General features: G+C 61.6%; 10 protein-coding genes. 4 read left to right on the top strand and 6 right to left on the bottom strand.

Annotated elements, in window-relative coordinates; translation table 11 throughout:
* Positions 1 to 7: 7 nt before the first annotated feature.
* Genes L0F51_RS17345 through L0F51_RS17370 form a run of 6 tightly spaced genes read right to left on the bottom strand, consistent with a single transcriptional unit; the run spans position 8 to position 6,451 of the window.
* Positions 8 to 1,096: a Stf0 family sulfotransferase gene (locus L0F51_RS17345; RefSeq protein WP_234630445.1), complete on the bottom strand. Its 1,089-nt coding sequence runs from the start codon at positions 1,094 to 1,096 to the stop codon at positions 8 to 10.
* Complete coding sequence (locus L0F51_RS17350) at positions 1,089 to 1,868, bottom strand: polysaccharide deacetylase family protein (protein WP_234630446.1); 780 nt, start codon at positions 1,866 to 1,868, stop codon at positions 1,089 to 1,091. The genes L0F51_RS17345 and L0F51_RS17350 overlap by 8 nt, the downstream gene beginning before the upstream one ends.
* Positions 1,868 to 3,010 (bottom strand): glycosyltransferase family protein, encoded by a 1,143-nt coding sequence (locus tag L0F51_RS17355; RefSeq protein WP_234630447.1) that lies wholly within the window; start codon positions 3,008 to 3,010, stop codon positions 1,868 to 1,870. The genes L0F51_RS17350 and L0F51_RS17355 overlap by 1 nt, the downstream gene beginning before the upstream one ends.
* Entirely contained in the window at positions 3,010 to 4,098 is a 1,089-nt protein-coding gene (locus tag L0F51_RS17360) for a glycosyltransferase family 4 protein (protein WP_234630448.1), read from the bottom strand. The genes L0F51_RS17355 and L0F51_RS17360 overlap by 1 nt, the downstream gene beginning before the upstream one ends.
* Complete coding sequence (locus tag L0F51_RS17365; RefSeq protein WP_234630449.1) at positions 4,095 to 5,348, bottom strand: glycosyltransferase family 4 protein; 1,254 nt, start codon at positions 5,346 to 5,348, stop codon at positions 4,095 to 4,097. Before L0F51_RS17365 ends, L0F51_RS17360 begins: the two co-directional genes overlap by 4 nt.
* Before the next feature lie 23 nt (positions 5,349 to 5,371).
* Positions 5,372 to 6,451 (bottom strand): glycosyltransferase family protein, encoded by a 1,080-nt coding sequence (locus L0F51_RS17370; RefSeq protein ID WP_370642457.1) that lies wholly within the window; start codon positions 6,449 to 6,451, stop codon positions 5,372 to 5,374.
* 525 nt (positions 6,452 to 6,976) lie between these two features.
* On the opposite strand from L0F51_RS17370, the gene L0F51_RS17375 reads away from it, so the two are divergent.
* From L0F51_RS17375 to L0F51_RS17390, 4 genes are all read left to right on the top strand, one after another.
* Positions 6,977 to 8,893 carry an ABC transporter ATP-binding protein gene (locus L0F51_RS17375; RefSeq protein ID WP_234630451.1) on the top strand — a complete coding sequence of 639 codons (1,917 nt, stop codon included), beginning with the start codon at positions 6,977 to 6,979 and terminating at the stop codon, positions 8,891 to 8,893.
* Positions 8,894 to 8,985: 92 nt separating this feature from the next.
* Entirely contained in the window at positions 8,986 to 10,851 is a 1,866-nt protein-coding gene (locus L0F51_RS17380; protein ID WP_234630452.1) for an ABC transporter substrate-binding protein, read from the top strand.
* Positions 10,852 to 10,884: 33 nt separating this feature from the next.
* Positions 10,885 to 11,910 (top strand): ABC transporter permease, encoded by a 1,026-nt coding sequence (locus L0F51_RS17385; protein WP_234630453.1) that lies wholly within the window; start codon positions 10,885 to 10,887, stop codon positions 11,908 to 11,910.
* On the top strand, positions 11,907 to 13,082 hold the full coding sequence (locus tag L0F51_RS17390) for an ABC transporter permease (protein WP_234630454.1): 1,176 nt from the start codon (positions 11,907 to 11,909) through the stop codon (positions 13,080 to 13,082). The genes L0F51_RS17385 and L0F51_RS17390 overlap by 4 nt, the downstream gene beginning before the upstream one ends.
* Positions 13,083 to 13,091 lie beyond the last annotated feature (9 nt).

Raw genomic sequence — 13,091 nt, forward strand, 5'->3', positions numbered from 1 at the left:
GGCGGGTCTACGAGGAGGGCGTCTCAAGACCGAACTCTGCACGAAAGCGGCGTGCCATATCGTCGTTCACTTCGTCGCCGAGCCGCTGGTAGCGTGTTGGTGAAATCCGCAACGTGGGTGCCGTCGCACCCCCAAGAAAGCTGAAGATCTCGGCAATGCGTTCTTCCGGTGCTGCGAGAACGTCCTCGTAGACGACATTGAGTGCTGGCCTTCCTGTCCTGAAAAGCCAGTCGTCGATGGTGGCTTCGGCGGCGCTGTGCCGGCGATAGGAGGCGAGGATGCGCTGATAGTCGTAGGTGACGGCCTCTTTCGCCTCGCTGTAGGCGGCCATCGCTTCGCTGTTGCGCACATGCCAGACCTTTGTCGCTTCCGCGATATATTCCGACACCGCCTGGGCCACACGATCACGCCGACGAAAGCGGATGAAGCGCGTCTTCGCGGCAAGGCGCTGGACCACGGCCCGTTCGCTGGCATCGAGAAGCGGAGCAAGCGAAATGGCGAAATCGTCGATGACCTTTGTCCCGAAGACCCCGTTTTTCTGCTCCTGCCGCACAAGAAGGGCGAGCCAGCGGCCGAGATCCACCCCAAAGCGGCTTCGGTGACGTGCCATGAAAACGATCAGCGGGCGCAGATGCTCGGTGGGCCGACCGAGCCGTCCCGTTTCGCGCAGGAGATTGACGAACCAGGTGGAGCCAGTGCGGGGCCCGCAGATAACGGCATAGAGCCGGCTGGGCTCCGGCTCGCTGAGGATGCCGGTGTCGTCGGCAAGGGGATCGGTATGTGCCGCTGCTCTGAGAGCCGCATCGCCGATGAAGCCGGCGACGATCGTATCCGGAAACCGACCTGTCAGGCGATGTTTCAGACCTGCTTCATCATCGCACGAGACAGCGATGATCTGGCAGGGATGGCGAGCGGAGGCCGATGATCCTTCCTCGAGAAGAAGGGCGGCATGGGCACCGTTGCGGTAGCCTTTCAGGAATTCGGCACATGTGGGATCTGCCGCGATGCGAACATCTCCGGCATCCTGAAAACGCTGCAAGAGGCCGAGCTTCTTGACGGCGCGAAACAACTCCCGCGGGCTTGGCGGTTCACCCATGGGTCGTTGGGCATCCCGGCTCGCGGAGCGCGAAAAGCTCCTGAAGAGGTGGAAAGGCCGCGCCGGGATGATTTGCGAGGAGCGTCAGCAATTCGCGGGAGAAGGCCCAGCAGGCTTCGTCATGGGCGAGATGGTGAGTGAGCACGCCGATCGGTTCGCTGGCGCCTGCGAGCCGCCGCTCCGCCTCCTGAGTGAGAAGGCGGTAGGCCGCCTCTCGGCCGATGAAGCCGCGCGTGTGCCGCCATTCGATGATGTCGAGATGAGTGTTGCATTCCCCGCACGCGCCCTTCGTCGCACCAAATCGCGACAGACCCTGGATCCCGAGCGCAGTCAGCCCCTCCACAACGGGACGCGAGACGTTGTTCCATGGCGGCACAAAGACGGGGAGGAGCCTGCCGTCGAAAAGCTGCAGCAACCGCGTGCGACCGGTTTTGACATCGGCGAGACAATTCGTCAGCGGGCGTGAGAGCGGAAATTCCGACTTCTTTTCGCCTTCCTGCGCATGATTCCTGTGCGCCAGTCCGTGTTGCAGGATGGCGATATGGGGCTCGCGTGCGAGCCGGTCGACGAGCGCCGGGCGGGCGCCGTCCGGGATCACCGCGAGGCCGAGCGGTGGACGCCTGGCCTCGTCGAGCTCGCCGAAAAGCCCCGCCAGTCTGTCGAGCTCGGGCGTCGGTTCGGTGGCATCGTCGTCGCGCCACCAGAAGGAAAGCGCCCTTCCGGTCTCCGCCGCCGCGTCCAATCGCGCGCAAAACCGCTCCGCTTCTTCCATCACGATCCTCTTTTCGCCGCCGCGATCAAAAGCTTGGCGGTTTTTTGGGCGCCATCCAGCGAAAACGGCACAGCCATCGGTCTAAGCTGCATCGCCTGGTCCACTGCCCGGGCGAGGTTCTCCGCAGAAAGAGCTTCTTCTGGCACGACGACGGCAAGCCCATTGATGGCAAATAGGTCTGCACGCTGCGTTTGCTCGGTTTCAGATCCGGCCGCGAATGGAACGAAGAGCGCGGGCACCTTGGCCTGCAAGATGTCGACGGCGGTGTTGTAGCCAGCCTGGCTCACCGACAGCCGCGCACGTTTCAGGAGATCTGGAAAGTCACGCCTTGCTCGCTCCACAACGATGCCCGGCGGGGCAGCCTTCGCAAGAGCGGCAAAATCTGCGGAGCTTAGATGGGGACCAGCAAGCACCCGCCAAAGGCATGTGGCTGCATTGGAGCTATGCAGGCGCGCTGAAAGCGCAGCCCGCAGGATGGCTTGTCCCACCGCTCCACCTCCGCAAGAGACGATGACCTCGCCTTCCCCATCACCATCCGGTGCGGGCACGGTGGAACTGGAATTGACATAGCCCGTGTAGGTGACGAGCGGCGCGAGCCTTTCCGCTTCCCCGAAACTATGTTCCAGCCGCACGAGCTGCGGATCGGAATGGATCAGGAGCTTGTCATAACAGGCGAGGGCAAGATCGGCCATCGCCCTTTCTTTGTCGGCCGGCTTGCGCACCAGGATGTCACGAACCGAAGCGGCGATGATGGGTTGCCGGGGCTTCCCCCGTAACTTCTGAAGAAATGGGACGAGCTCTGTCCGAAAGGCGCGCCTTGCGAGCGGGAATGCCTCCGTCACCACGATGTCGGGATCGATCCGATCGGCGAGCGCGAGAAGGATGTCGCGTCGCCTTTGCCAGAAGGCATCATCCACCTTGCGGCCATTGTCATCGATGATGGCGCTGAAGGCCGGATCGGATGCCCGTGCCGCCGGTAAAGTCGTGACCTCGATGCCCTGTGTATCGACGGAGCCTGGCAGAGACGCCCCGGTTACGAGCGTGACGGCGACGCCTTCTTCACGAAGTGCGCGCGCGATCGCGCCAGCGCGGACCGCATGCCCGACGCCCAGAAGATGCTGAACCCAGATCAGCGCCCGCATCAGGCGGTCTCGCGGGCGGTGGCACCCGCTCGCGCGATGAGGGAGGACAATCCTGCCATGCCCGCCTCGAGGCTGTGCTTTTCGGCCGCGATCAGCCGACCCGCCGCGCCCATCCGCGCCCGCAGCCCAGGATCAGCGAGCCGGGAAAGCGCCGCCGCCACGTTCTGCGGCTCTTGCGGCTCGACGAGAAAGCCGTTCACACCGTCCTGCACCAGATCCGGCACGCCGCCGCCACGGCCTCCAATGATAGGAAGGCCGCTTGCCATCGCTTCCAGGAACACAAAGCCGAGTGGCTCTTTGCGAGCGGGCCACACGAAAACATCAGCCGCCGCGTAAAGAGCGGGCATCGCGTCGGGCGCGACCGCGCCGACGAAGCGTGTTTTGGCTTTCGGGAAGAGCGGTTCGAGCGTGGACCGTTCTGGGCCGTCCCCCACGGCGGTCAACGTCCAGTCTGCCTCCTCCCATGCCGCCAGTGCTCTGGCGAGGGCCTGGTATGTGGAGGCCTTGCTGCCTTCCCGCATCATGCCGACAGCAAGGAGCCGGAGAGATCCAGAATGCGGCTTGCTTTCGACGCGCAGAAACGGACTAAGCTCCATGAAGGGCGCGAGATGGGTAAGCCGCGCCGGCGGCACGATTTTGCGAAGTCCTGCAAGATCTTCAGACTGGATCGCCGCGACCATGTCGGCTTTCGCAAGCGCCGCCTCCGCAGCCGCAGCCCCCTCGCGCCAGGGGCCAGAACGCTGCTTTTCCGCGAAGCTTGCCTCGATCACGACATAGGGGATTCTGAGTCCTGCGCTGATCTCAGGTCCGAGCCAATCCGGCGCCTTGTGATAAAGGTGATAGGTAAGCCAAAGATCCGGAGGTGCGGTTTCGAGCCGGCCACGCACCGCCGCCCGTTCCGCCTCTGCGGCATGCGCGAGCGCGGTCTGTTCTTCAGGATTGCGGCACCAGCTGCGGAAGCGAGAAACCACCTCGACCTCGTGCCCAAGAGCCCTGAGAGCGGCAAGAATGGCGCGGGCAAAGGTTCTGTCACCGGATGCAACAGGATGGTCCGGAGGTTTCATCGGCGCGTAGAAAGCAATCTTCATCTGGCGCTCGCGGCAGATGCTTCTTGATCCTCCTGATCGCCAATCAAAGAAGACCGCAGCATCGCTGCCACCTTGTCGATCCCTGGCGTTGCGGCAAAATCGGAATGTGCTCGGCGGAAGGCCGCAAGACCAAGATGCCGTCGGAAGTCTCCGTCGCCCATCAAGGCTGTGATCGCTGCCGCAAGCTCCTCCGTGTCGCGTTGCGCCACGAGCCGGCCGGTGACGCCATCGTCGATGAATTCCGGGATCGCCGAGACACGGGTTGCGATGATCGGCAAGGCGAAGGCGGCCGCCTCCAGAATCACATTCGGCAGGCCGTCGCGATCGCCATCCGCGGTCACGCGTGACGGCAGGACGAACAGATCGGCCTGATCCAAGGCTGCGAGAACGGCGGCGCGCGGCTGCGGTCCGCGAAACTCGATACGTCCTGAAAGCCCAAGCCGTTCGGCTTGTGCCTTGAGTGGTGCAATCAGTGCGCCGCCGCCGATATGGACGAGCCGCCACCGGGGCTCCGCAGGCAGACGTGAAAGCGCCGTGAGAAGATCGTCGAAGCCTTTCTTCTCGACGGCTCGACCGACGGTGATGAGCGTGAAGCAGCTAGCGTCCGAAGGCTCACGGCGCGGCTCTTTGGGAAAGCGGGAAAAGTCGAGACCGTGATAGACGAGCTCGATCTTCTCGGGATCGTCCGTCAGGCTTCGAAGATACTGAAGATTCGCCTCGGTGCAGGTGACGCCCCATGCGGCGCTCGCGAGTTTGTCGGCGAGCTCCGCTGGTGGTGTTGTCCAGATATCCTTGGCGTGGGCCGAAAACGACCAGCCGATGCCCGTCATCAGGCTTGCATAGCGCACGACCGAAGCGGGGGTGTGCAGGAAGTGGCAGTGCATCCACCCGATATCATCTGGCATTTCTGCAGCAAGCACAGCCGCCTGTCCGAAGCGGCGCTGACGGTTGGCTGTCGGATCGCGGGCGAAGTCCTTCGCGAACTCAGCTTTTGCCGCTTCAAAACCCGGAAGCTTCTCCACCTTCCGCCGTGCCTGTGACACCCGTTTCGGATCGTCTTTGAGATATTCCGGAAGATAATAGCGCTCGGCTTCGATTTCGCGGTGGATGTCGTGTTCATAAGGATCGGTGGGATGGCGCAGCGAGACGATGCGTTGCGCGATGCCGCGCCGCTCCAGCCCTCGGATCTCCTGGGCGATGAAAGTCTCCGACAGGCGCGGATAGCCTTTGAGGATTGTCGCGACGCGCATTTTGAACCCGCGAGAAGCCTTGCTCACGGCAGGCTGCGCTTGAGGGCAGGGGCTTCCAGAAAGGGCGTGAGCAATTCGCGGATCGTCTCCCACCCATCGAGCAGGCCCGGAACGAAATGCTGCGATGGCAATGGTCGCTCTGGCAAATCCGCAAGCGCTTCGGTGATGGCGCTCACATCCGGGTAGTCGTCGATCGGCAGATGCGTGCACAGGCCGAGCTTCTCCGCCTGTTCGGCTCGGATCGCCTGCTCGCGCCTCGGAACGACACGTGGGATGAGAAGCGTCGGCTTGTCGAAGGAAAGAGCCTCGCAAAACGTGTTGTAGCCGCCCATGCCGACCAGGGCGACGGCATCGTTGATGAGTGGTTCGAGTTGCGGCGTAAAGCGCATCGTCTTGACGTTGCGTAGCGATTGTGCCCGCTCGAAGAACCCCAGCTGATCGTTATGCGCCATGAAAGGTCCGAGCACGATCAATGCGGGAAAGAGCGGCCGCTCCTGCGCCTCATAGGCGCGCAGCACCCAATCGACGAGCTCAATGCCGTCCGCTCCGCCGCCCGGTGTGACGAGGATGAAGGGATCGCCGTCGAAAGGCTGCGGATGGTTCGGATCGTGCCGCGGCAGTTGGCGCCGCAGATAGCCCGTGAAGACGATTTTGTCACGGACAGCGTCACTGATGGGCAGCCCGGCGAGTGGGTCATAGATGGAAGGCAGGCCATAGACCCAGATATCGTCATAGAGGTCGCTGAGGGCCCGGTAGGAATCCTTGCGCGCCCATTCCTGAGCGAGGATCTCCTGATCGTCGAGCACATCGCGGAGACCGAGTATCAGGCGCGTTCCCTGCCTCTTCAGGAGAGACAGCGTCGGCCGTACTTCGCCTCTCAATCCGTAGGGCTCTTTATCGACGATAAAAATGTCCGGTCGATAGATGGAGGCGGTATGCTCGATGATCGATGAGCGCAGCGACAACGTCTCGTCGATGTCGATCTTCGGATTAAGGGAGGTGTATTCGCCGTTCCTGAGCTTGATAACGCCCGGAACCCGAACGAAATCGACGCGCGAGCGGTACTCGAAGCTGCCGATGATCGGTGATCCCGACAGGATCATCACCGATGCATGTTCGAAATTCTCGACAATCGCCTCGGCGAGTCCCTGGCATCGCCGGAGATGACCCAGCCCAAATGTATCGTGGCTATAGATAAGAACGCGTGATTTCTGTGTCATGCCGCTGCCGAGCCCGCCGTACACGAAAGGGCATGACCATTCCCCAGTACCAACTTGCCCCGGAGAAAGGTATCGCGCCCGTTCTTGTCCAACAAGAGAGGGGGGGAAGGGCTGATTGCCCCGGCGCCTTGAAGCCTTCATTGGCCGCGCATGGCAAGCAAAAAGCAGCGCTGGCTTCATGATGATCGCCTGCAAGGCGAGTGAGAGCCCGTCGCCGGACGGCTTTCTATAGCGATCTTTGAGTGCGGAACCGGCTGGCTTTGCGGCGAAGTGGAGCCGATTTCCGGGCAGTTGGCCACGGCCGGGCTCTGCCGTTCTGGCATTTCTCTCCAGAGGCTCTTGCGTAGCCGTCTTGAAGCGCAGCGAAAGCGCTTGCCTGCCATTGAGGGCTCCGCCAAGCTATGAACCGTGGACGATGTAAAGGCTCCTCACTCTCCGTCGTTGCGTCTCGATGCGGCTCCCCGCCCGGTGCTCGAGATCACCGATCTCGTGGTGGAATTCGCCGGCGACGAGGGTCGCACACGCGCTGTCGATGGCGTCTCTTTGAAAGTGCCCGGGGGCTCCACGGTTGCTCTCGTCGGGGAATCCGGTTCCGGAAAGACCGTGATTTCGCAGGCGATTCTGGGAATAATGCCGCAAAAGGGCCGTATCGCAGGCGGGCGGATCGTCTTCACTGACCCCCGCGATGGCATCAGCGTGGATCTTGCGGTCAAGGACCCGCGCAGCCCTAAGATGCGAGCGATCCGCGGCGATCGTATCTCCATCATTTTTCAGGAGCCTATGACGGCGCTGTCGCCGCTTCACACGATCGGTGACCAGCTGGGTGAAGTGGTGCGGTTGCATCGTGGCGCCGGCCGGGCGGAAGCGCGGGCGCTGTCGGCCGAAATGCTGAGGCTCGTTCGCTTTCCGGATCCGAAGCGGGCATTGTCTGCGTATCCTTTCGAGCTCTCCGGAGGCCTCCGCCAACGCGCCGTCATTGCCATGGCTCTGATGTGCCGGCCGGCGCTCTTGATCGCCGACGAACCCACGACCGCGCTCGACGTCACCATCCAAGCCGAGGTTTTGAACCTCATCTGCACGGTGCAGGCCGAGCTCGACATGGCGGTGCTTCTGATCACGCATGATTTCGGCGTCGTCGCCAATATCGCCGACTATGTGGCGGTCATCTATCGCGGCCGCATCATGGAAACGGGGGCGAGCGAAACCGTCTTGCGTGCGCCAGAGCATCCCTATCTGCGTTCACTCCTGCGCGCTGTTCCCCGTTTCGATATGGGGCCGGAGGAGCGCCTTCAGCCCATCCGCCCGATTGAGGCCCAGCCGGCCACGTTTCTACACCGTCCCGCACAGGACAAGCGGGCGCGTGGCAACGAGCCGTTGCTTGAATTGCGCAAGCTCAGCAAAGTCTATCGGCTGCGCAAGATGGGAGACGCGCTGACCCTAACGGTGCGGGCGGTCGATCGGCTCGACCTGACCGTGAAATGCGGCGAATGTCTCGGTCTCGTCGGGCAGTCCGGCTCGGGCAAAACGACCACGGCGAAGCTCGTCCTGGGGGCCGAAACACCCGACGAAGGGCACGTGCTTTACCGCCTCGGCGGTGAGATGCGCGATCTGGCGCATCTTTCTAAAGCGGAACGCTTCGCCTTTCGTCGCAAAGTACAGATCATCTTCCAGGATCCCTTTTCCTCGCTCAGCCCGCGCATGACGGTGCGCGAGATCCTGACGGAGCCGTTCGCCATCCATGGCATCGGCACGGCGGCTGAGCGATACGAGCGGGTGAAGGAGCTTGTGCGCATGGTGGGGCTGAGCGTCAGCCACCTCCGGCGCTATCCGCATTCTTTTTCCGGCGGGCAGCGCCAGCGGATCGGTATCGCTCGGGCATTGGCGCTCTCTCCGGAACTTCTCCTTTGCGACGAGCCGGTCTCGGCGCTGGATGTCTCGGTGCAGGCGCAGATCCTCAATCTTCTGAAGGATCTGAAGTCCGAGCTGGGTCTCACGTTTCTGTTTGTCAGTCACAATCTCGCGGTCGTCGATTATATCGCCGATCGGGTGGCGGTCATGTGCGCCGGTCGCGTCGTGGAGGTCGCCGACAAGAAAGCGATCGTCGAGGATGCGCGTCACCCCTATACGCAGGCATTGTTGACCGCGATCCCGACGCCGAGCCTGGATCACAAGCTCGATTTCTCTGCTCTGGTGGAAAACGGCGCAAGCGAGCCGTCCTGCTGGCCAGAGCCCTACAGGCTTCTCCCCGGTATGGAACCGCGCCTGCGCGAGGTCGCGCCCGGCCATCTCGTCTGCCTTCCTGAATCCCACGATAAGGCCGCCTGATGCGCGTCCTTAGTTTTCTTTTGGTTGTTGTTTTTGCCGCGGCTTTTGTCGCTCCGGCTCATGCGCAGCCGCCGTTGATCGAGACGGAGACGTTGAGCAACACACATGACCCGGCGACGCTGCCTCCGATCGAAGAGCGCGTACCGGAGGAGCCTCTCGTCTATGATGACTTTCCCGAAGGCGGCGGGCCCGGTCGCCATGGCGGTGAACTCAAAACGATCATCACGCGGTCCAAGGATGTGCGGCTGGCCAATGTCTGGGGCTATGCCCGTCTCGTCATCTTCGATCGAAACCTAAACCTCGTGCCGGACATCCTGAAATCCGTGGATATCGAAGGTGATCGCATCTTCACCTTCCATCTCAGGAAGGGTCACAAATGGTCTGACGGGCATCCGTTCACGGCCGAGGACTTCCGCTATTATTTCGAGGATATCGCATCCAATCCGGAGCTGATGCCGACGGGACTTCCGAGCTTTCTCCTGGTCGACGGCAAGGGGCCGCGCTTTGAGGTGCTGGATCCGCTGACCGTGCGCTATTCCTGGGATGGCCCCAATCCCGGATTTCTGCAGAACCTCGCCAAAGCACGGCCGCCCTTCATTTATCGTCCGGCGCATTTCCTGAAGAAATGGCATGGGCGCTATGGGAATAAGGCATTCATCGAGAGCGAGATGGCACGCGACCGCAAAAGGAGTTGGGCGGCCGAACACAATCTCATGGACGATATGTACGGCAACGAGCATACCGGGATGCCGACCTTGCAGCCGTGGGTTATCCAACCCAGCTCAGGTCGCCGCTTCATTCTCGTCCGCAATCCCTACTATCACCGCATTGATCGCAACGGACGCCAGCTTCCCTATATCGATCGCGTCGTAATGGATGTCGCCGACGCACGCCTCGTCGCTGCGAAGGTGCATGCGGGCGAAGCGGACTTGCAGGCGCGCGGCCTGAGTTTTTCAGACATTACCGTGTTGAAAGACGGAGAGCAGGAGCGCCGTTATCAAACGTTGTTTTGGCCTGATGCTCGAGCTGCGCGGATCGCGCTCTATCCAAATCTCAATGTCGAAGACGAAGCTTGGCGAAAACTCTTTCGCGATGTGCGCTTCCGTCATGCGCTTTCGCTCGGAATCGACCGTGAGCTCATCAATCGTGTTCTTTTCTTCGGCCTCGCTGAACCTTCCAACAATTCCGTCACACCGCTGAGCCCGCTCTTTCGACCGCCCTATCGCAGTGCCTGGACCGAGTATGAGCCTAAGCGGGCGGAAGCTCTCCTCGAGGATATCGGGCTTACCGAGCTCCGCGGCGATGGCATTCGCATGCTGCCAGATGGACGGCCCCTGCAGATCATCGTGGAAACGGCGGGAGAGAGCCCGGAGATCGTCGACGCTCTGGAGCTCATCCGCGAGACATGGCGCGAGATCGGTGTCGATCTCGTCATCAAACCGTCTGAGCGTGACAACATCCGCCGTCGTGCCAATGCCGGGCTCGTGCAGATGATAGCCGATGCCGGCTTCGACAATGGCATTCCGACAGCTGACATGCCGCCTGACGATTTTGCGCCGGTCTCTTACGAAAGCTTCATCTGGCCCGCCTGGGGCGAGTATTATGCGCATCGTGGCGCCAAGGGAGAGCCGGTCGACTATCCACCCGCGAGCGAGCTCCTGAAACTCTATGATGCCTGGCAGCACACGGTGACGCTGCAGGAACGCCAAATGATCTGGAGGCAGATTCTGGAGATTCATGCCGCGGAGACGTTCTCCATCGGTATTGTCGCCGATGTTTTTCAGCCTGTCGTACGCTCCAACTATCTGCGGAATGTGCCTCCCGCCGGCATCTATGGCTGGGATCCCGGCGCCCAGTTCGGTCTTCACCGCATGGATGCGTTCTGGTTCGACGACAAGCCGAAGATGGTGGATGCGCCCCTCTTCGGCAGGACGAAAAGCCTTGCGTCAGGTGAGTGAAGCTCGCTTGATCGTCTGCGAGAGGAGGGGCTGATGCTGCGCTATATGCTCCGCCGCCTCCTGGGTATGATCCCGACGCTGTTCGTCATTTCGTTTCTGATCTTCTTGATCATCGAGTTGCCGCCGGGCGACTACCTCACCAATCAGATCGCCGCCTTGCGCGCTGCCGGCGAGGGGGCGAGTGCCGATAAGATCGCCTTCCTTCGAACCGAATTTGCGCTCGATCGCCCGTTTCTCGAGCGCTATTTCATCTGGATCGGCCTCTGGCCGGGCCCCACGGGCTTCTCCGGTCTTCTGCAAGGTGATTGGGGCTGGTCGTTTGAATATAACGCTCCTGTCGAGACTGTTATCGGCCCGGCCTTGCCGCTCACCATTATCTTGAATTTCGCGACGATCCTTTTCGTCTATGCGGTGTCGCTGCCGATCGGCGTCTATTCAGCCATGAAGCAATATTCATTCGGAGATTATTTTTTCACGTTTCTTGGCTATATCGGCCTTGCGACGCCTAATTTTCTCTTGGGGCTCGTTCTTCTCTACTATTTCAATGTCTGGTTCGGCATGTCGATCGGCGGCCTCATGGATCCCGTGTATGTCGACGCGCCGTGGTCACTCGCCAAGGTCGGCTCACTGCTGTCGCATCTGATCGTGCCGACAATCGTCATTGGCACGGCCGGCACCGCCGGGATGATCCGACGGCTGCGGGCGAATCTTCTCGATGAACTCGACAAGCAATATGTGCAGACCGCTCGTGCCAAGGGCCTGTCGGAGGAACGCCTGGTCGCGAAATATCCGCTCAGGATGGCGCTCAACCCCTTTGTCGCCGATATCGGCAATCTCATTCCTTCACTCGTCTCCGGCTCGGTGATCGTCTCCGTGGTGCTCAATCTGCCCACCGTCGGGCCGATCCTCCTCGATGCGCTGCAGTCACAGGACCAGTTCCTGGCAGGCTTTATCCTTCTCTTCGTCGCGATCCTCACTTTGATCGGCATGCTCGTCTCTGACCTCCTGCTCGCCGTGCTCGATCCCAGGATTCGGCTTGGCGGGACCGCCCGCAAATGAAGAAGCGGCCATCTTCCGAGGGTGAAGTCTTTCCGCGCTACGTCGATCAGGCGCCCTTTGATCCGTCTGTGGCCGAAGTTCTGACGCGCGAACAGGAGCGGTTTTATGCGGCCTCCGCGGCCCGCATCATGTGGTGGAAGTTCCGCCGCCACCGCCTCGCCGTCTTCGCAAGCCTCGTTCTCTTTATCTTTTATCTGACGGTGCCCTTCGCGGAGGTGATCGCGCCTTATGCGCCCAATGAGCGGCATGTCGATTATCTCTATGCTCCGCCCCAGGGTGTGCAGCTCTTTCACGACGGACGGCTCATCGGCCCCTATGTCCATCCCTATATCGCCAATGTCGATCTTGATCGTCTGCGTTGGGAATACACCCGCGCTCCAGAGGAAGTGCAGAAGCTGCGCTTCTTCTGCCAGGGCGAACCTTACCGTTTCTGGGGCCTGTTTCCTGCGCGCTTTCATCTCGTTTGCCCGCCGGTGGGCGGAACGCTCTTCCTCGCCGGCACCGACCGCCTCGGACGCGACGTCTTCTCGGGTCTCGTCTATGGCGCCCGCATCTCTCTGACCGTCGGGCTCGTCGGCGTTGCGATCTCTATGCTGTTCGGCGTCGTGATCGGCGGAGCCGCTGGCTATTTCGGCGGCTGGGTCGATGCCGCAGCCCAGCGCGTGATCGAAATTCTTCGCTCCCTACCGGAGCTTCCGCTGTGGATGGCTCTGTCCGCGGCGCTCCCCGTCACCTGGAGCCCGATCTTCATTTATTTCGGCATTACCATCATTCTGGGGCTTCTCGACTGGCCGGGCCTGGCGCGCGCCGTGCGCTCGAAACTCCTGGCATTGCGCGAGGAGGAATATGCCAAGGCGGCAGTTCTCATGGGCGCCTCGCCCACCCGCGTCATCGGCCGCCATCTCGTCCCGGGCTTCATGAGCCATTTGATCGCGAGCGCCACTTTGTCGATCCCGTCGATGATCTTGGGCGAGACGGCTCTCTCCTTTCTCAATCTGGGACTGCGACGCCCGATCATCTCCTGGGGGGTGATGCTCAACGAGGCGCAGTCCGTGACGATCATCACCGTTTATCCATGGCTGGTTGCACCCGTAGTACCGGTGATCATCGTCGTGCTAGCATTCTCCTTCTTTGGAGATGGTTTGCGGGATGCGGCGGACCCATACAAATAGCCCTGGGCC

The sequence above is a fragment of the Afifella sp. H1R genome, from assembly GCF_021462425.1.
Classification (GTDB): domain Bacteria; phylum Pseudomonadota; class Alphaproteobacteria; order Rhizobiales; family Afifellaceae; genus Afifella; species Afifella aestuarii.